At 66.3% G+C, this 16,959-nt stretch carries 15 protein-coding genes and 3 tRNA genes; 11 read left to right on the top strand and 7 right to left on the bottom strand.

Annotation, left to right across the window (positions count from 1 at the left end):
• Positions 1 to 15: 15 nt before the first annotated feature.
• A complete protein-coding gene (locus tag ACOZ9V_RS04095) occupies positions 16 to 1,380 on the bottom strand; it encodes an aspartate aminotransferase family protein (protein ID WP_434593889.1) in 1,365 nt (454 codons plus the stop codon).
• 88 nt (positions 1,381 to 1,468) lie between these two features.
• On the opposite strand from ACOZ9V_RS04095, the gene ACOZ9V_RS04090 reads away from it, so the two are divergent.
• Entirely contained in the window at positions 1,469 to 2,080 is a 612-nt protein-coding gene (locus ACOZ9V_RS04090) for a YigZ family protein (RefSeq protein WP_434593887.1), read from the top strand.
• A 35-nt stretch (positions 2,081 to 2,115) separates the two neighbouring features.
• Here the strand turns inward: ACOZ9V_RS04090 and ybaK are convergent, their stop codons facing one another.
• Together ybaK and ACOZ9V_RS04080 are read right to left on the bottom strand one after the other, a co-directional pair.
• Positions 2,116 to 2,616 (bottom strand): Cys-tRNA(Pro) deacylase, encoded by a 501-nt coding sequence (gene ybaK, locus ACOZ9V_RS04085; protein WP_101546357.1) that lies wholly within the window; start codon positions 2,614 to 2,616, stop codon positions 2,116 to 2,118.
• A 207-nt stretch (positions 2,617 to 2,823) separates the two neighbouring features.
• Positions 2,824 to 3,171 (bottom strand): metallopeptidase family protein, encoded by a 348-nt coding sequence (locus ACOZ9V_RS04080; protein WP_434593883.1) that lies wholly within the window; start codon positions 3,169 to 3,171, stop codon positions 2,824 to 2,826.
• Between the two features lie 168 nt (positions 3,172 to 3,339).
• Between ACOZ9V_RS04080 and ACOZ9V_RS04075 the strand changes: the two genes are divergently transcribed.
• The 9 genes from ACOZ9V_RS04075 to ACOZ9V_RS04035 all read left to right on the top strand — a co-directional run bounded on the left by ACOZ9V_RS04075 (position 3,340) and on the right by ACOZ9V_RS04035 (position 10,289).
• Positions 3,340 to 3,412, top strand: a tRNA-Glu gene (locus ACOZ9V_RS04075).
• A 37-nt stretch (positions 3,413 to 3,449) separates the two neighbouring features.
• Positions 3,450 to 3,523: transfer RNA gene (locus ACOZ9V_RS04070), tRNA-Asp, on the top strand.
• Between the two features lie 71 nt (positions 3,524 to 3,594).
• Positions 3,595 to 3,670, top strand: a tRNA-Phe gene (locus ACOZ9V_RS04065).
• A 151-nt stretch (positions 3,671 to 3,821) separates the two neighbouring features.
• Entirely contained in the window at positions 3,822 to 5,771 is a 1,950-nt protein-coding gene (acs, locus tag ACOZ9V_RS04060; protein ID WP_434593880.1) for an acetate--CoA ligase, read from the top strand.
• Positions 5,772 to 5,919: 148 nt separating this feature from the next.
• Complete coding sequence (locus tag ACOZ9V_RS04055) at positions 5,920 to 6,789, top strand: SDR family oxidoreductase (protein ID WP_139907048.1); 870 nt, start codon at positions 5,920 to 5,922, stop codon at positions 6,787 to 6,789.
• A 59-nt stretch (positions 6,790 to 6,848) separates the two neighbouring features.
• Positions 6,849 to 7,832, top strand: coding sequence for a patatin-like phospholipase family protein (locus tag ACOZ9V_RS04050; protein ID WP_434593877.1), 984 nt, complete (start codon positions 6,849 to 6,851; stop codon positions 7,830 to 7,832).
• Between the two features lie 77 nt (positions 7,833 to 7,909).
• Positions 7,910 to 8,407 (top strand): hypothetical protein, encoded by a 498-nt coding sequence (locus tag ACOZ9V_RS04045; RefSeq protein WP_139469186.1) that lies wholly within the window; start codon positions 7,910 to 7,912, stop codon positions 8,405 to 8,407.
• 64 nt (positions 8,408 to 8,471) lie between these two features.
• Positions 8,472 to 9,917 (top strand): sugar porter family MFS transporter, encoded by a 1,446-nt coding sequence (locus ACOZ9V_RS04040; RefSeq protein ID WP_139469184.1) that lies wholly within the window; start codon positions 8,472 to 8,474, stop codon positions 9,915 to 9,917.
• 9 nt (positions 9,918 to 9,926) lie between these two features.
• Positions 9,927 to 10,289: a universal stress protein gene (locus ACOZ9V_RS04035; RefSeq protein ID WP_139469183.1), complete on the top strand. Its 363-nt coding sequence runs from the start codon at positions 9,927 to 9,929 to the stop codon at positions 10,287 to 10,289.
• Between the two features lie 7 nt (positions 10,290 to 10,296).
• Here the strand turns inward: ACOZ9V_RS04035 and ACOZ9V_RS04030 are convergent, their stop codons facing one another.
• A complete protein-coding gene (locus ACOZ9V_RS04030) occupies positions 10,297 to 11,112 on the bottom strand; it encodes an isocitrate lyase/PEP mutase family protein (RefSeq protein WP_180345641.1) in 816 nt (271 codons plus the stop codon).
• Positions 11,113 to 11,153: 41 nt separating this feature from the next.
• Positions 11,154 to 11,864, bottom strand: a complete 711-nt coding sequence (locus ACOZ9V_RS04025) for an ArsR/SmtB family transcription factor (protein ID WP_259356932.1) — start codon at positions 11,862 to 11,864, stop codon at positions 11,154 to 11,156.
• A 137-nt stretch (positions 11,865 to 12,001) separates the two neighbouring features.
• Here ACOZ9V_RS04025 and mgtE point away from each other — a divergent pair, with 137 nt between their 5' ends.
• A complete protein-coding gene (gene mgtE, locus ACOZ9V_RS04020) occupies positions 12,002 to 13,369 on the top strand; it encodes a magnesium transporter (protein ID WP_139907040.1) in 1,368 nt (455 codons plus the stop codon).
• A 19-nt stretch (positions 13,370 to 13,388) separates the two neighbouring features.
• Here mgtE and ACOZ9V_RS04015 read toward each other — a convergent pair whose 3' ends face one another.
• Together ACOZ9V_RS04015 and ACOZ9V_RS04010 are read right to left on the bottom strand one after the other, a co-directional pair.
• On the bottom strand, positions 13,389 to 15,170 hold the full coding sequence (locus ACOZ9V_RS04015; protein WP_434593869.1) for an ABC transporter ATP-binding protein: 1,782 nt from the start codon (positions 15,168 to 15,170) through the stop codon (positions 13,389 to 13,391).
• Positions 15,167 to 16,921, bottom strand: coding sequence for an ABC transporter transmembrane domain-containing protein (locus tag ACOZ9V_RS04010; RefSeq protein WP_434593866.1), 1,755 nt, complete (start codon positions 16,919 to 16,921; stop codon positions 15,167 to 15,169). The genes ACOZ9V_RS04015 and ACOZ9V_RS04010 overlap by 4 nt, the downstream gene beginning before the upstream one ends.
• Positions 16,922 to 16,959 lie beyond the last annotated feature (38 nt).

The raw sequence follows: 16,959 nt of genomic DNA, 5'->3' as shown, positions 1-16,959 counted from the left end.
GCCGTCAGGTAGTAACTAGAGGGGGAAGTCTAAGTCGGAGAGGACCTTCTCGAAGACTCCGAGGCCGCGCTCGAGGTCCTCTTCGCTGATGTTGATCGGCGGGACCACGTGCAGCCGGTGGTAGTTGTTGAACGGGATGACGCCGTGTTCCTTCAGCGCCGCCACCACCGAGGCGACCTCGGGTGAGCCGCCACCGTAAGGGGCCAGCGGCTCCTTGGACTCCTTGTCCCAGACGAGTTCGATCGCCCAGAACGCTCCGGTGCCGCGGACCTCGCCGACGTGCTTCGAGTTCTCCGCGATCTGCCGCAGTCGGGGTCCGATGATCGTCTCTCCGATATGAGAGGCGTGTTCGATCATGCCTTCGTCGGCCATCGCGTTGATCGTCGCGACCGCCGCCGCGCACGCCAGCGGATGCCCGGAGTAGGTCAGCCCGCCGGGGTAGACGCGTTCGGCGAAGGTCTCGAAGATCGCCTCGCTGATGACGACTCCGCCCAACGGCACGTACCCGGAGTTCACGCCCTTGGCGAAGGTGATGAGATCGGGGACGATGTCGAAGTGCTCGAAGGCGAACCACTTGCCCGACCGTCCGAACCCGGCCATCACCTCGTCGGCGATGAGCACGATCCCGTGCTCGTCGCACAGCGCCCGCACACCCTGCATGTACTCCGGACTGGGCACCATGATGCCGGCGGTTCCGGGAATGGATTCGAGGATGATCGCGGCGATCGTCGCCGGTCCCTCCAGCTCAATGGTCCGACGCAGGTGCTGCAGCGCCCGTTCGGTCTCTTCAGCCTCCGTGGTGGCGTGGAACTCCGAACGGTAGAGGAAGGGTCCGAAGAAGTGGACGACGCCCGATTCTCCGGTCTCGTTCTCCCACCGGCGCGGGTCACCGGTGACGTTGACGGCAGTCTGGGTTCCACCATGGTAGGACCGGTAGCGGGAGAGCACCTTCGTCCGGCCGGTGTGCAGACGTGACATGCGGATGGCGTGTTCGTTCGCATCCGCGCCGCCGTTGGTGAAGAACACGTGGTCGAGCCCGGCCGGGGTGCGGTCGGTGATGAGGCGAGCCGCCTCGGAGCGGGCGGCGTTGACGGTGGCCGGGCTGATCGTGCACAGCACATCGGCTTGGTCCTTGATCGCCTGTACGACGGCAGGATGCTGGTGCCCGATGTTCGTGTTCACCAGCTGCGAGGAGAAGTCGAGGAACTCCCGACCCTCACCATCGATGACTGTCGACCCGTGGGCGCGGGCGACGGTCGGCGGGTCGATGAGTCGCTGTGCCGACCACGAGTGGAAGACGTGCGCGCGGTCGAGTTCACGGGCTCGGGCGGATTCGTCCTTGAGCGCTGCGAGGTCGATCTCGCCTGGTTGGTGCACCATTGTCACCCTTTCACTGAAGTACCGAGGATGAGCGCGGAATCCGCGCCCGTGGGCTCATCGTAGAACACATTCGACTACAGTGACGAGCATGTCTTACCGGACCATCGTCAGCCCCGTCGAGGCCGAGATCGAGATCAAGAGATCCCGTTTCCTCGCCCGCCTCTCCCCCGCCGCGGATGAGGCCGAGGCCAGGTCCGTCATCGCCGAGGCGCGCGCCGAGCATCCGAAGGCCCGCCACCATTGTTCGGCGTTCGTCCTCGACACCGATTCGCGCACTCAGCGCTTCAGCGATGACGGGGAACCGGCCGGCACTGCGGGCGCTCCGATCCTCGATGTCGTCACCGGTCATGATCTGACCTTCGTCGTCGCCGTCGTCACCCGGTATTTCGGGGGCACCCTGTTGGGCGCGGGCGGGCTCGTGCGCGCTTACGGTCAGGCCACCTCGGCGGCCGTGGATGAGGCGAGGATCGTCACCCGTCGTGAGCGTGTCCCTGTGTCCGCACACGTCGACTATGCCCAGGCCAACGCCCTGGAGCGGGCGGCCGGGAACCGGGGGTGGACGACGCGGGCCGACTACGGCGGTGAGGTCGGACTCGATGTCCTGGTTCCCCTCGCCGAGGTGGCCGACGCCGTGGCGATGTACGCCGACCTCACCGCCGGTCGGGCAGAGCCCGAGATCGGTGAGGTCGAATGGGTGTGAGGCCGGGGATCGACGTTCCGATCAGCGAGAGCTGATCAGTCGAGCGCGGCGATCTTCGCGACCTGGGCGTTCGTGAGCATGACGAGATCCTCGGGGCGGATCTCGATCTCGAGACCGCGACGGCCGGCCGAGACGAACACTGTCGAATGGTCGAGAGCTGTGCGGTCGACGACGACCGGCACGGCATGGCGCTGTCCGAACGGAGAGACTCCGCCGACGGGGTAGCCGGTACGACGTTCGGTTTCGGCTACGCCGGACAGCTGGGCCTTCTTCGCTCCGCGCGCGGAGGCCAGGGCCTTGAGGTCGAGCTGACCAGAGACGGGGACGAGCGCGGTCACGGGCTGCCCGTCGACCTGGATCATCAGGGTCTTGAACACCTGGTCGGAGCTGACGCCGAGTTTGTCGGCGGCCTCCGAACCGTAACGGCGGGTGGCGGGGTCGTGGTCGAAGCTGCGCAGGCTGTAGTCGATGCCTGCCAGATTGAGTACTCGCACGGCCGGGGTCGCCGCGCTGGAAGTCTTGGATGCAACTGTCATAAGGGGGTAGTGCCTCCTGCCCGCAGGTCAGCGGGGCCAGGAGGCGCAGCTTTCACGGCTCCGTGTCCCCGCATCGATACGGACGGAATGTTGTATCGGTGCTGATAGGTACCCGCCCACAATAGGCGAAGTAGGCTTGCGGACGCCAATTCCCGTGACGTCAAGTGACTCGTCGGTAAGCCCGTCAACCCCTTCGGCCGGAGACGCTCACCCCCACCCGAGTTCGTGGAGCCGATCGTCATCGAGCCCATAGAAATGGGCGATCTCATGAACGATGGTGACGACGATCTCCTCGCGCAGGTGATCGACATCCTCGGCGAAGTCGATGAGGTTGTCACGATAGATGAAGATATTGTCGGGCACCTCGAACCCGGCGACTCCCCGCTCCCCGATCGGCGTGCCCTCATAGAGGCCGAGCAGGTGTCGATCACCGTTCTCCGGCCGATCCTCGACGAACAGGGCGACATTGTCCAGCTGTTCGGTCACCCCGGCGGGCAGCAGATCCAGGGCTTCGCCGAGGATCGCGTCGAACTCCTCATCACTCAGGGCCTCCATGCCTCCCACTCTAGCGACTCCGATCCCCTCGCCAAGGCGGCCCTGCGAAACGTCGACAAGCACCGTTTCCGTCGTGTGACCGAGGACACTCCTTTTCGTTTTGCATTCCTCGAATCGGGTGGGATAAGCTTAACGTCGTTGCCCACGGGGAATCCGAGGACAACCTGGGCCCCCATCGTCTAGAGGCCTAGGACACCGCCCTTTCACGGCGGCGACACGGGTTCGAATCCCGTTGGGGGTACGGTGTAAGATCGTAAGGTCTTCCATCACAACAGCAAGGCCCTGTGGCGCAGTTGGTTAGCGCGCCGCCCTGTCACGGCGGAGGTCGCGGGTTCGAGTCCCGTCAGGGTCGCGGAGCATAAGGCTCTTCTTCGGAAGAGCCTTTGTTTCTCTCGACATACTTCTTCAGTATGTCGGCGACTCGGCTCTGTAGCTCAGTTGGTAGAGCGTTCGACTGAAAATCGAAAGGTCACCGGATCGACGCCGGTCGGAGCCACCACGCGGAAGCCCCGCTTCCCAGTCCTGGACTGGGAAGCGGGGCTTCTTCGCATCTGCGGGCACCTCTTGAAATCCGAATCAACTGGAGTAGGTTGAAGGTGAGTTCGATGACCCGCCCACGTCGTGGTGGTGCGGGGTGAAAGGAGAGCACGATGACGAACGATCCGACGATTCAGGAACTCAGCCACGAGGACAGGGCTTTCCCACCCCCAGCGGACTTCGCCGCCGCAGCCAATGCCCAGGCTGTCGAATACGAGAAGGCGGCCGCCGACCGCATCGGCTATTGGGAGGAGCAGGCACAGCGCATCAGCTGGGAGACTCCCTTCAACACGGTCCTCGACTGGTCGGACAGGCCCTTTGCGAAGTGGTTCGTGGGCGGACGGCTCAATGCCGCATACAACTGCGTCGACCGCCATGTCGAGAACGGCCTCGGCGATCGCGTGGCCTACTACTTCGAAGGCGAATCCGGAGACACCCGCACCATCACGTACTCCGATCTTCTGCGCGAGGTCTCGAAGGCCGCGAATGCCCTCGCCGAACTCGGGGTCAAGACCGGCGACCGCGTCGCCATCTACATGCCGATGATCCCGGAGACGGTGTTCGCCATGCTCGCCTGCGCCCGCCTCGGTGCCCCGCACACCGTCATCTTCGGCGGCTTCTCCGCCTCGGCGATCGCCGACCGCGTCAAGGACTGCGGAGTCGAGTTCGTCATCACCGCAGACGGCGGCTATCGCAAGGGCAAGCCCTCGGGTCTCAAATCCGTCGTCGATGAGGCGATGGAGGACTGCCCCGAGGTGCGCAATGTCCTCGTCGTCCGCCGTACCGGCCAGGACGTGGACTGGAACGGCGACCGTGATCTGTGGTGGCACGAGGTCGTCGATCGGCAGCCGGAGACGCACACTCCAGACGCCTTCGATTCCGAACATCCGCTCTACATCATGTACTCCTCGGGAACGACCGGAAAGCCCAAGGGCATCATGCACACCACCGGCGGCTACCTCGTCGGCGCTTCCTTCACCCATTGGGCGGTCTTCGACATCAAACCCGAGACGGACGTCTACTGGACGGCCGCAGACATCGGCTGGGTGACCGGCCATTCGTACATCGTCTACGGTCCGCTGGCCAATGGGGCCACCTCGGTGCTCTATGAGGGAACACCGGACACCCCGCACCGGGGCCGGTGGTGGGAGGTCGTGCAGAAGTACAAGGTCTCCATCCTCTACTGCGCACCCACGGCGATCCGGTCGTTCATGAAATGGGGCCGCGACATCCCCGCTCAGTACGACCTGTCCAGCCTGCGTCTGCTCGGCAGCGTCGGTGAGCCGATCAATCCCGAAGCGTGGATGTGGTACCGCGAGCACATCGGCGGGAACCGCTGCCCTGTCGTCGACACCTGGTGGCAGACGGAGAACGGCAGCATCCTCATCAGCCCTCTGCCGGGCGTGACCGAGACGAAGCCGGGTTCGGCGATGCGTCCGCTGCCCGGCATCGTCGCCGACGTCTACGACGATGAGGGCAATTCCGTCGAACCCGGAAACGGCGGCTACCTCGTCATCAAGGAGCCGTGGCCGTCGATGCTGCGCACCCTATGGGGCGATGAGGAACGGTTCAAGAAGACCTACTGGTCGCAGTACCCGGAGGTGTACTTCGCCGGGGACGGTGCGAAGATCGACCGCGACGGTGATTTCTGGGTCCTCGGCCGCGTCGACGACGTCCTCAACGTCTCCGGGCACCGGATGTCGACCGCGGAGATCGAGTCCGCCCTCGTCGCTCATCCGAAGGTCGCCGAGGCGGCCGTGGTCGGTGCGAAAGACGAGATGACTGGCCAGGCGATCGAGGCATTCGTCATCCTGAGGGAGAGTGCAGACGACGGCGGGGACGATGTCGTGAACGATCTGCGGTCTCATGTGCGCTCCTCGATCGGTCCGATCGCGACTCCCCGTTCGATCATGATCGTGCCCGATCTGCCGAAGACCCGGTCGGGCAAGATCATGCGGCGGCTGCTCAAGGACGTGGCCGAGAATCGCGAGGTCGGCGATGTCACGACTCTCGCGGACTCCTCGGTGATGGACCTCATCCAGAAGGGCATGAAGGAGAGCTGATCCCCCGGCCGACGGGCGATTTTCGAACCCGCCCTTGCGTGACCCACGGCACACTGATGTACTGTTGAGTAACATCTCGTGAGGTCCGCTTGGGCGGTTTCTGCTCGCGAGGAACAGCACTGAAGCCTAACTGCAAGGACGCATAGACATGACGCGTGGAACGAAGATCGCCGGCAACCGCATCCTCATCACAGGGGCCGGAAGCGGAATCGGCAGACTCATGGCTCTGGACGCGGCGGCCCGCGGCGCAGCCGAGGTCATCATCTGGGACCTCTCGGACGAACGCGGGGACGCGGTGCGCGCCGAGGTGGAGGCCGCTGGAACCAGGGCCCGATCCTTCACCCTCAATGTCGGTGATGCCGACCAGGTTGCCGCCATGGCCGAGCAGACCGGTCAGATCGACATCCTCGTCAACTGCGCCGGCATCGTCTCCGGCAAGAAGCTTCTCGACATGGAGGAAGCGGCGATCCGTCGCCTCTACGACGTCAACACCTTCGCCCTGTACTGGACGACCCAGGCCTTCCTACCCGGAATGATCGAACGCGACCGCGGTTCGGTGGTCACCATCGCCAGCGCTGCCGGCCTGACCGGAGTCGCTCGACAGACCGACTACTCGGCGAGCAAATGGGCGGCGGTGGGCTTCACCGAGTCACTGCGCGGAGAGCTGCGCGCCGACGGCAGCCGGGTCAATACGCTTGCCGTGTGCCCCTTCTATATCAATACGGGCATGTTCAAGGGAGTGCAGACGAAATTCCCCCGCCTGCTCCCGATCCTCGAAGAGAACGATGTGGCCACGCGGGTCCTCGACTCCGTCGAATCCGGTCGTGAGCAGCTGGTCATGCCCTCACTCGTCCGCCTGGTTCCGGGTGCCCGCCTCCTGCCGACCCGCGCTTTCGACAAGGTCATGGACTTCCTCGGCGTCAACCAGACGATGGACCACTTCACCGGTCGCACCGGTCCGAACCGGACGCACCGGTCACCAGAGGGAGACGTGCCGGTCACCGTCGCACGTCACTAGGCGGCACATCCTCGGCGCTGGTCCACAATGGAATCGGGGTGCGAAGGAAAGGAGCCGCCATGACGACGACCGATCTCGTTCTCGAGGGCGGCGGTGCAAAGCTGCCGGGCCTGGTCGGCGCGGTCGAAGCTCTCGCCGACAGCGGCTTCGACTTCCACCGGATCGCCGGCACCTCGGCCGGGGCCATCGTCGGTGCGCTCACCGCGGCGGGCATCGGCCCGCAGACTCTGCGGCAGAAGGTCCTCGAACAGGATTTCACCGAGTTCGAGGACCTTTCTGCTGCCTTCCGCCTCGTCCCCTGGTTGGGGCGGGTGCAGGGACTGCTGCTGCACAAGGGGATGTATGTGGGACAGACGCTCCACGATTTCCTCGCCACGGCTTTGGCTGATCAGGGGGTGCGCACATGGGGTGACCTCAAGCTCGACGATCCCGGAAGCGCAATTCCGCCGGAGCGATCGTATCGTCTCGTCGTCATCGTCTCCGACGTCTCCCGCGGCCGCATGCTCCGCCTCCCCTGGGACTACGAAGAGGCCCTCGGCGTCGATGCGGACAGTCAGTCCGTCGCCGAGGCGGTGTGCGCCTCGGCGGCCAGCCCGTTCTTCTTCCGTCCGCGGGCTCTGCCCGCCCGGCCGAATGTGGCCGGTGGAGACTCCGTGCTCGGTGCCGACGGCGGACTGCTCTCGAACTTCCCCGTCGACGTCTTCGACCGCAAGGATGCGCTGCCAGCACGGTGGCCGACCTTCGGCGTCATGCTCTCGGCCCGGCGGACGGCGGCCGCGGAATGGCGGCCCAACGCGACGACCTTCCAATACGCGAAGTCCCTGTTGTCAACGATGATCAACGCGCACGACCGGCGGCACATCGACGACCCTTCGGTGACCGAAAGGACGGTGTTCGTCGACACGACCGGCCACAGCAGTACGGACTTCGCTTTGACGACGGCCGACAAACTCGATCTCATCTCGTCGGGCCGAATGGCCGGAGAGAAGTTTCTGGCGCACTGGGATTGGCAGGAGTGGAAGGACCGCTTTGACCGGAAATGATTCTGTCCCCCATGGCCTGCGACGGATCGACGTGTAAGAATGAGGGCCCGAACCTGATTGCGAGCGAAGGAGAGATCATGAGCGAGTTCGATTCGGATGCGGCCGACCGGCTGGAAGACGACCCCATCCTCGACGATCCCGAACTCGACGATCCGACGGCCGAAGAGTTGGATGATCCCGAACTCACCGCCGCCGAAGCAGAGGCCGACCAGGTCGACGTCGACTCCGGCATCGACGATGAGCCCGCCGAGCCGACCGTCGAGCCCGGTGCCGAAGGGCCGGAAGGCACGGGCATCGAAGGGGCCGACGATGCTCTCATCGACGACGCCGGCTGGGACGACGAGAACGAGGCTCCCGGTCTCTCCGACGAGTTCAACACCGATCAGTCACCTGCCGCGGAACAGGGCAATCGTGTCGGCGACGAGATGGTCTCCGACGATGATGACGAATTCGAAGTCGCCGAGCTGGATGGCGACGACCTCGATGTCGATGCCCTGGCCGACGACGGAACCGAAGAGGTCTCGGTCATCGACGGGATGCCCGAAGTCATCGACGACTCGTATCAGGAGGACTGAGCTCCACCCCCTCCGCTTGCGGCAGGCTCCCATGTGTTAGGACTGAAGGGGAAAGGAGCCGCCCATGCCACCCGGATCCCCGCGTCGCCGATCGACGTCCACCGCCAGCACGAACTTCGAACTCCCCCACGTCGGCACGGGTCGCCCCGTCCACCGCCTCGGCATCATCGCCACGGTCGCCACCTTCGGCGGGCTGCTCTTCGGCTATGACACCGGAGTCGTCAACGGAGCCCTCGAACCCCTAAGCGAGGACTTCGGCCTGACCGCGCTGAGCGAAGGCCTCGTCGTCGCCTCTCTCATGGTCGGCGCCGCCTTCGGTGCGGTCTTCGGCGGTCGAGTCGCCGATGCCTGGGGCCGTCGCAAGACGATCCTGCTCCTGGCCGGAGTCTTCATCATCGGCACCCTCGGCTGCGTGCTCGCGCCCGGGGCGGAGTTCCTCATCGGCGCCCGCTTCGTCCTCGGACTCGCAGTCGGCGGTGCCTCGGCGACGGTGCCCGTCTATCTCGGTGAGATCGCCCCGTCGGAGAAGCGCGGCAGCTACGTCACCCGCAATGAGCTCATGATCGTCGGCGGTCAGCTTGCGGCGTTCGTCATCAACGCCGTGATCTTCAACTTCTTCGGGCATGTCGACTCGATCTGGCGGTGGATGCTGCTCGTTGCCCTGGTGCCAGCGATCGCCCTCCTCGTGGGCATGATCTTCCAACCCGAGAGCCCGCGCTGGCTGATCTCGCAGGGACGCACCGAGGAAGCTCTGGCCGTGCTCAAGCAGGTCCGCTCCCCCGAACGTGCCGAGGCCGAGATCGACGAGGTCACCCACCTCGCAGCCGAGGATGCGAAGGAGGCCACGGGCGGGCTCTCCGACCTCGGCACCCGGTGGGTGCTGCGACTGGTGATCATCGGTGCCGGACTCGGCTTCTTCCAGCAGCTGACCGGAATCAACTCGGTCATGTACTACGGAACTCAGCTGCTCACGAGCGCGGGCCTGGATTCCGGTGTCGCCATCATCGGCAACATCGCCAACGGCGTGTTCTCCCTGGCCGGCATCTCCTTGGGCATGTATCTGCTGAATAAGCTGCCGCGCCGGGTCATGTTCCTCACCGGCTACGCCCTCATCGCGGTCTTCCACACGCTCATCGCCCTGACCGCGGTCATCGTTCCTCCCGGACCGGCACAGGCGTGGACGGTGCTCGCGTTCCTCGTCCTCTTCGTCTTCTCCATGCAGGGAACGGTCGGCCCGCTGACCTGGCTGATGCTCTCGGAGATCTTCCCGATGAAGATCCGCAGCTTCGCAATGGGCATCTGCGTGTTCGTGCTGTGGATCATGAACGCCATCGTCGCCCAGTTCTTCCCGCCGCTCATCGAGGCTTTGGGCATGACGGCGACCTTCGGCATGTTCGCCGGCCTCGCCGTGATCGCCTTCGTCTTCCTGGCACTGATGCTGCCGGAGACGAAGGACAAGGACCTCGCGGAGTTCGAACGCGAATTCAAAGCCGAGTACGGACGCAGATAAGGAGCCTCCATGTCAGTCGCCGTCGCCGTCACCGACAGTCCCGAGGGTCGGCTTGCCCTCCAATCGGCCGTCGCCGAGGCGCAGAACCTCGGCACCGGGCTGCTGCTCATCAACCTCACCCTCCATGACTTCACCGAGGATGAGATTCCCTCCGGGCTCGAGGTCACCGTCATCAATCGGTCCGGCCGCGGCGATCGCGACCCGGTCACCGCCGTCATCGACGAACTGAGCGATCACGCGGAGGTCGATCGCCTCGTCCTCGGTGTCCGTGCCCGATCGCGCGTGGGCAAGATGATCCTCGGGTCGGTCGCGCAGCGGCTCATCCTCCGCTCCCCCGTGCCCGTGCTCACCGTCCGGCAGGACGGGCGCTGACGCTGACTCAGCCCAGTTCGGTGAAAGCCCGGTACGAGAGCACGTTCTCAGTCTCCGCCGGGGAGTCGTCGGCAAGGACGGCGAGGGAGCGCAGCGCTTCCGACATCGCCGCACGGTAGAGCAGGGACCCGGTGCTGATCCGGGCCACCCCCGCCTCGGCGAGCGTCGTCCGCGAGTATCGCGGACTGGCCAGCACGTTCACCGGAACCCGACTGCGGGCGGTGATCGTCTCGATCGTCGACAGGTCGAGGTCGCCGGGGACGAAGATGCCATCGGCTCCCGCGTCCGCATAGGCGTCGATGCGTTCGAGAACCTCGCCGAGGCTGTCCTGGCCGAGCCAGAATGTGTCGATCCGTGCGTTGACGAACAGATCCGGACACGCTTCCTTGACGGCCGCCATCTTCGCGGCCAAGACCACGGGTTCGCTCATCAGTGCGTGCCGCGAGTCCTGGATGTTGATGCCGTCGATGATGAGTCGGCCGGCGGGGTCGGCGGGGTCGGCAGCGAAAGCCTCGCGCACGCTCGCGAAGACGGATTCGGGACTGTCACCGTACCCGTCTTCGAAGTCGCAGGTCAGCGGCTGTTCCGGCAGCGCCCGACGCAGAGCGGCGACGAGGTCCGCGGTGGCGGTCAGCGTCTCACGGTCCTCATCGGCGGCGCCGATGGCGGCCGCGACGCCCAGACTCGTCGTGCCCACGGCCCGGTGCCCCGCCTCGGCGAAGAACTGGGCACTGGCCACGTCCCAGGCGCAGGGCAGGATGAATGGGTCGCCGGGAACGTGCAGTTCGCGGAAGGCTCGCGTGGTGTCGGTGGGTGAGGTCATCGTCGGTTTCCTTTGTTCGCTGTCGGATTGTTCGTTGGGGGTCAGAGATGATCTCTCTGTGCGCTGAACACCCAGTCGAGGCGGTCGCGCCCGTCCGCGGTGATCGTCAGAGCTCGCGAGTGCGGGCGGCGCAGGATCCACCCGCGGTCGAAGAACGTGCTGCAGATGTCGTCGCCGAGGCGACCGCCGAGGTGGGAACGACGTTCCGTCCAATCGAGGCACCGGCGCACAAGGGGGCGCGACGAGGCGGTCGGTTGACCGACTTCGAGCCCGAATGCCTCTGCGAGCCCGGCCCTCCCGGATTCGGTGATGGTGAGAGACGGATCGATCCATTCTCGCTGCATCAGTGCGGAGAAGAGCTGAGTGCCGAACCGGCCTGCGATGTGCCGGTAGCAGGTGCGGGCTTCGATGAGCTGACGGTCACGGGTCTTCGCAGCCAGCGTCGGTGCTGAGGTCATCGCTCCGCCGGCCAGAGCTCCGGTGTGCTCCAGCCAGTCGGCCACGTCGGTCGAGGCGATCTGAACATAGCGGTGTCGGCCTTCTCGTCGCTCGACGAGGACGCCGTGGTCGATGAGGACGTCGGCGTGTTCGGACATCGACGACATCGGAATCGACAGAGCGCGGGAGAGCTCAGTGAGCGTCCAGGCACGGCCGTCGAGGAGGATGGCACAGATCATCACGCGCCTCGGGTCGGCGATGGCCGACGCCAGGGCGGCGATGTTCGGTGCGGACTCCGGGAATCTCCTCGTCATGCCACCATCGTAGGGCTGTGTTGTTTCGGTGGTGCCCGAAATGTCGCGGCTGCGCGCTGTCGAGGCGAGCCCGGCGCCGCCTCGTAGATGGCCTAAGGTTGAGGGCGGAAGTTTCCGTCCGAGGTGAGGGGGCATGCGTGGCCGATACGACAGAGGGCACCGAGGCGGCCGACCGACTCGAATCCGCACTCACCGGCAGAATCGATCCCGGTACGCTCGATGAGATCGCTGGTCTGGCCCAACAAGTCCCGCGTGCCGAGATCGGACGCCTCGTCCACACCTCGACCCCGCTGCAGTCTGCGATGCTCTTCCGCGTGCTGACGAAGGAGGAGGCTCTCGACGTCTTCGAGGACCTCCCTCCGGCGTACCAGGCCGAGCTCATCGGCAATCTCCGCGAACCCGAGGTCGCCGATATCGTCGAGGGCCTCGACCCCGATGACCGTGCCGAGCTGTTCGGCGAGCTGCCCGCCGGCGTGGCCAGCCGCCTGATGAAGGGGCTGACCCCGGACGAGCGGGAGATGACGTCCGCGGTGCTCGGATACCCGAAGTCCGCGATCGGACGGTACATGTCTCCGGAGGTCCTCGGCATCCACGAGGATTGGACGGCGGCCCAGGCCATGGAGGTCGTGCGCGCCCGCATCGACGGACCCGAGACCGTCTACCTGCTGCCCGTCGTCGGTCCCGGCCGGGTGCTGCGGGGAGTGGTGTCGCTGCGCAATCTGCTTGCGGCCGATGAGGACACGATCATCGAGGACATCGTTCGTGATTCGCTGAGCACTCATGCGCTGACGGACCGTGAGGAAGCCTCGCGTGAGTTCCTCTCCCACCGACTCATCGCGATGCCGGTGACCGATCAGGAGGAGCGGCTTGTCGGCATCCTCACCATGGACGACGTCCTCGATATCGTTGACGAGGAGGACGCGGAGGACCTCGCCCGCGGGTCCGGTACGGAACCGCTGGATCGCTCCTACCTGTCCTCGACGATCATGCGTCTGGTCAAGAGCCGCATCGTCTGGCTGCTCGTCCTCGCCGTATCGGCGATCCTCACCGTCCAGGTCCTCGAAGTCTATGAGGACCGGCTCGATCAGGTCGTCGTCCTCGCGCTTTTCATTCCGCTGCTCACCGGCACCGGCGGAAACACCGGCAACCAGGCGGCCACCACCGTCACCAGAGCCCTGGCCGTCGGTGAGGTGCGCGTCCGCGATCTCGGCCGAGTCATCTGGAGAGAGCTGCGCGTGGGCGCGGTACTCGGTTCCGTGCTCGGCACATTGGGCTTCGTCGTCGCCGGACTCGTCTACGGTTGGGCGATCGGCCTGGTCATCGGACTCACGCTGCTGTCGGTGTGCATCATGGCCGCGACGGTGGGAGGGCTGATGCCGATCATCGCGAAGAAGGTCGGGGCGGATCCGGCAGTGTTCTCCAACCCGTTCATCTCCACGTTCTGCGACGCCACGGGCCTCATCCTCTACTTCACGATCGCCACGACGGTGCTCGGCCTGAGCTGATGCCCCCTGTCCGACGGTCTCAGCCCGACCATGCCTCCCACAGCTCGGCGTAGCGGCCGCCCGCACCGACGAGTTCGGCGTGGGTGCCTTCCTCGATGACCTGCCCGTGCTCCATGACGAGGACCCGGTCGGCTTTCTCCGCTTGGCTGAGCCGGTGGGCGACGATGAGCGCACCACGGCCGGAAAGGGCCGCCGCGGCGGAGGATTCGAGGACATGGGCTCCGGCCGATCCCGCCTCGGCGGTGGCTTCGTCGAGGATCGCGAAGTCCGGGTCGGCGAGGACGAGGCGGGCGAGCGCGATCGTCTGCTCTTGCACCGCGGACAGGCGGACCCCACCCTCCCCGATCTGCGTGTCGAGGCCGTTCGGCAGGGATGCCGCCCACCCGGCGCCGACCATGTCCACGGCATTGCGCACATCGTCGTCGCTTGCGTCCGGACGCGGCAGGGTGATGTTGTCGCGCAGGCTGCCGGAGAAGGTGTGCACCTCCTGCGCGACCATGGCGATATGCCGGCGCAGCGCGGATTCGTCCATCGATCCCACGTCCACCCCGTTCGCCGAGGCGGCCCCGCCATCCGTCAGCCGTGCCCGTCCGTGACCGGGTGCGGACAGTCCCGCGGCGATCTTCGCCAGCGTCGTCTTCCCGGCACCGGTGGTGCCGACGACGGCGATGTGCTCACCCGGCGCGATGCTCAGGTTCACCCCACGCAGCACGTGATTGTCCGTATCCGGGTCGGTGTCGTAGGAGAACCACAGGTCCTCGAGCACGAGGCACGGGGCGGCAGGTGCGGCCCGGGTCGGTCGCTTCGGCGCGGTTCCGGCTTCGTCGATGACTCCGACCATCCGGGTCAGGGAGGCACCGGCCGATTGGATCTGATCGAAGAGTCCGACGAGGGCGCCGATGGGGTTGAAGAGGCGGTGGAAGACCAGGGCCGCCGTGGTCACGGCGCCGGCGGTGGACTCCCCGAACCAGACGAGGACGAAGCCGGCGACCAGGAGCAGGGAGAGCACGACCGCCTCGGCGCGGTTGTTGCGGCCGAAGGCGCGGGTGACGAACCGGAAGACGTCGATCGACAGGTCGCGGGCATGCGCAGAGGCGGAGTCGATGCGTCGCATCTCCCCGGCCTCGGCACGATAGGCGCGCAGGGTCGCGCTGCCTGTGAGTCCGCCGAGCAGGCGCCCGGCACGCCTGCCGAAAGCGGCGCGTTCTTCTTTGTAGATGGGTTCTGATCTGGGCAGATACCAGCGCAGAGTGAGCCAGTACATCGGCAAGGCGACGAGCCCGGTGAGGCCAAGACGCCAATCGATGGCGGCCAGACCGAAGGCAGAGACCACGACGACGAGGAGGGATTCGACGACGAGCGGCAGCACTTGGCCGGCGGCCTCGCCGATCTTGCGGGAGTCGTCGGCGACGCGGGAGACGAGGTCGCCGGTGCCGGTGCGTTCGATCCGCTGGGACTCGAGTGTCAGGGCTGAGTCGACGACTTCGGTACGCAGTTCGGCGACGACGGGCATCGCGATGCGGGCGAGCGCCCAGGCGCCGATCCATGTGCCGGCGGCCATGACGATGCCGGCGATCGCGACGGCGATGGCGCAGACCCACACGAGTTCGGGGTCTGCTCCGGCGGGGAGTTCGTCGACGAGACGGCCGATCGCCCACGGCCCGACGAGGCCTGCCCCGGCATTGGCCAGTCCCGCGATGACGAGGAGGACGATCCAGCCGGCGCGGCGCCGCAGCAGCGGGGCCAGGTGGGCGAAGGAGCGACGCCGCGAGGCGATCGTCAGGGTGGTCTGCGGCGTCATCGGGTCACCGCGTCTCTGTAGGCCTCGGCACTGTCGGTGTCCGTCTCGAGGAGATCGGCATGGCGGCCGATGAGCAGCGGGCCCGACGTGGGGCGATAGACGACGGTGTCGGCGGCGGCGAGGAAGGCCGGGGATGATGTGAGAATGATCGTGGCCTGGTCTCCTCTCCTGCGGCGCAGTCGGCTGAGCCCGTGGGCGATCTTCGCTTCGGTGACCGCGTCGACGGCGGTGGTGGGTTCGGCGAGGACGAGGATCTGCGGGTCGGCGTTCAGGGCTCGAGCCAGGGCGACGCGCTGCCGCTGGCCGCCGGAGAGGTTCCCGCCGAGTTCCTGGATCCGGTAGCCGAGTCCCCCATCGACGAGGTCGAGCAGCTCGTCGACTCCCGAGGCGGCGAGCACCTCGGCCGAGATCGGTGGGTGACCGGCAGCGTCAGTGCGGTCGTCGGTGTCTGTACTGTCGTCGGCGACGACCATCGTGATGTTCGATCCGATGGTGCCTTCGAACAGATCGACGTCGTGGGGTGCGACGAGCATCCGGGCGGGGCCGAGGCTCCTGGCGTGGGAGGTCAGCTCAGCCAGCAGCATGGCTGCATCCTCGGCGTCGTCGGAGACGATGCAGGTCAGCGCTCCCCCGGCGGTGGTGAGTGCCCGGGACTCGGCGGTCGTCGGCCATCCGGTGATGGTGATTCCGGATTCGGTGGTGGTCACTCTCGGGCGGATATCGGCGGCATCACGGGTGGTGGGGGCCGCCTCGGCGCTGGTGTCTGTCGCATCGCCGGTGCCTGATTCAGCATCGATGCTGGTCAGCAGGCGGGCGATCCGTTCGGCGGCGCCGTGGGATTGGGCGAAGAGGCCGACGATGTCGGCGAGTGCGCGCATGGGCTCGGTGAGGAAGGCGGTCATGCCAAGGATGCCGATGAGCGCGCCGACGCTCATCTGGCCGTCGATGAGGCGCAGGCCCGCGACGATGAGGACGATCGCCAGCACCGCGGACATGACGAGTGCCCCGAGCCCGGCCAGGCGTCCGGTTTTCTCACCTGTGGCGACGCCGGCGTCGGCGGCCGCATCGGAGGTGGCGCGGTAGCGACGGACCGCCCACGGCTCTCCTCCCATCGCTTTGATCACGCGCAGTCCGTGCATGAGGTCAGACGCCGAGCGTCCCGCGGAGGCGACGGCTTCGAGCTGCGCGGTCGCGCGCGCGGAGACGGACCGGCCGGGCAGGGCGACGATGATCAGGCCGACGGGTACGGCGATGAGGACAACGAGTCCGGTCACGGGGTCGGCGATGAGGAGGAAGACCGCGGCGGTGATCATGCCCAGCACCGAGGCGATGCCGCGTCCGGCCTGTTGAAATGCGGTGGCCGCGGTGTCGGCATCCGCAGACGCGATCGACAGAACCTCGCCCGAGGTGCGGTCGGCTGGAAGGCTCGGGGCGGTCAGCGCCGCGTGTGTGATCTCGACACGCAGGGCGTGGGCTTCGTGCTCGCGGGCGGAGTTGCACAGACGTGCACCGAAACGGTAGCCGAGGCTGAGCACTGTGAAGAGGAGGCCGAGGCCCATGATGGAGATGATGAGGGCTGGGATCGACAGCGGGATGATCGCCCGGTCGACGATGATGCCGATCGCCACCGGCACGAGCGCTTCGCAGACCTGCCAGATCGACAAGGCCCCTGCTCCACCGAACAGGGGACGGATGCGCCGACGGGCGGCTCGGCGCAGCATCTGCGCACCGGTTTCAGGGGTCTTCGGCACGAAGGCTACCCTAACAAATTCGGTGGTGCGGTGGCGGC

Source organism: Brevibacterium sp. 1718, assembly GCF_051131255.1.
GTDB lineage: Bacteria > Actinomycetota > Actinomycetes > Actinomycetales > Brevibacteriaceae > Brevibacterium > Brevibacterium sediminis.
The sequence above is the reverse complement of the archived record's forward strand: the minus strand, read 5'-3'. Positions and strand labels throughout refer to the sequence as shown.

Bases quoted from the DNA above. Each gene is read 5' to 3' on its own strand.
- ACOZ9V_RS04040 (WP_139469184.1), top strand. From the start codon at position 8,472: ATGCCACCCGGATCCCCGCGTCGCCGATCGACGTCCACCGCCAGCACG.
- ACOZ9V_RS04095 (WP_434593889.1), bottom strand. From the start codon at position 1,380: ATGGTGCACCAACCAGGCGAGATCGACCTCGCAGCGCTCAAGGACGAA.
- ACOZ9V_RS04045 (WP_139469186.1), top strand. From the start codon at position 7,910: ATGAGCGAGTTCGATTCGGATGCGGCCGACCGGCTGGAAGACGACCCC.
- ACOZ9V_RS04055 (WP_139907048.1), top strand. From the start codon at position 5,920: ATGACGCGTGGAACGAAGATCGCCGGCAACCGCATCCTCATCACAGGG.
- ACOZ9V_RS04035 (WP_139469183.1), top strand. From the start codon at position 9,927: ATGTCAGTCGCCGTCGCCGTCACCGACAGTCCCGAGGGTCGGCTTGCC.
- ACOZ9V_RS04015 (WP_434593869.1), bottom strand. From the start codon at position 15,170: ATGACGCCGCAGACCACCCTGACGATCGCCTCGCGGCGTCGCTCCTTC.
- acs (WP_434593880.1), top strand. From the start codon at position 3,822: ATGACGAACGATCCGACGATTCAGGAACTCAGCCACGAGGACAGGGCT.
- ACOZ9V_RS04025 (WP_259356932.1), bottom strand. From the start codon at position 11,864: ATGACGAGGAGATTCCCGGAGTCCGCACCGAACATCGCCGCCCTGGCG.
- ACOZ9V_RS04090 (WP_434593887.1), top strand. From the start codon at position 1,469: ATGTCTTACCGGACCATCGTCAGCCCCGTCGAGGCCGAGATCGAGATC.
- ybaK (WP_101546357.1), bottom strand. From the start codon at position 2,616: ATGACAGTTGCATCCAAGACTTCCAGCGCGGCGACCCCGGCCGTGCGA.
- ACOZ9V_RS04080 (WP_434593883.1), bottom strand. From the start codon at position 3,171: ATGGAGGCCCTGAGTGATGAGGAGTTCGACGCGATCCTCGGCGAAGCC.
- ACOZ9V_RS04050 (WP_434593877.1), top strand. From the start codon at position 6,849: ATGACGACGACCGATCTCGTTCTCGAGGGCGGCGGTGCAAAGCTGCCG.
- ACOZ9V_RS04030 (WP_180345641.1), bottom strand. From the start codon at position 11,112: ATGACCTCACCCACCGACACCACGCGAGCCTTCCGCGAACTGCACGTT.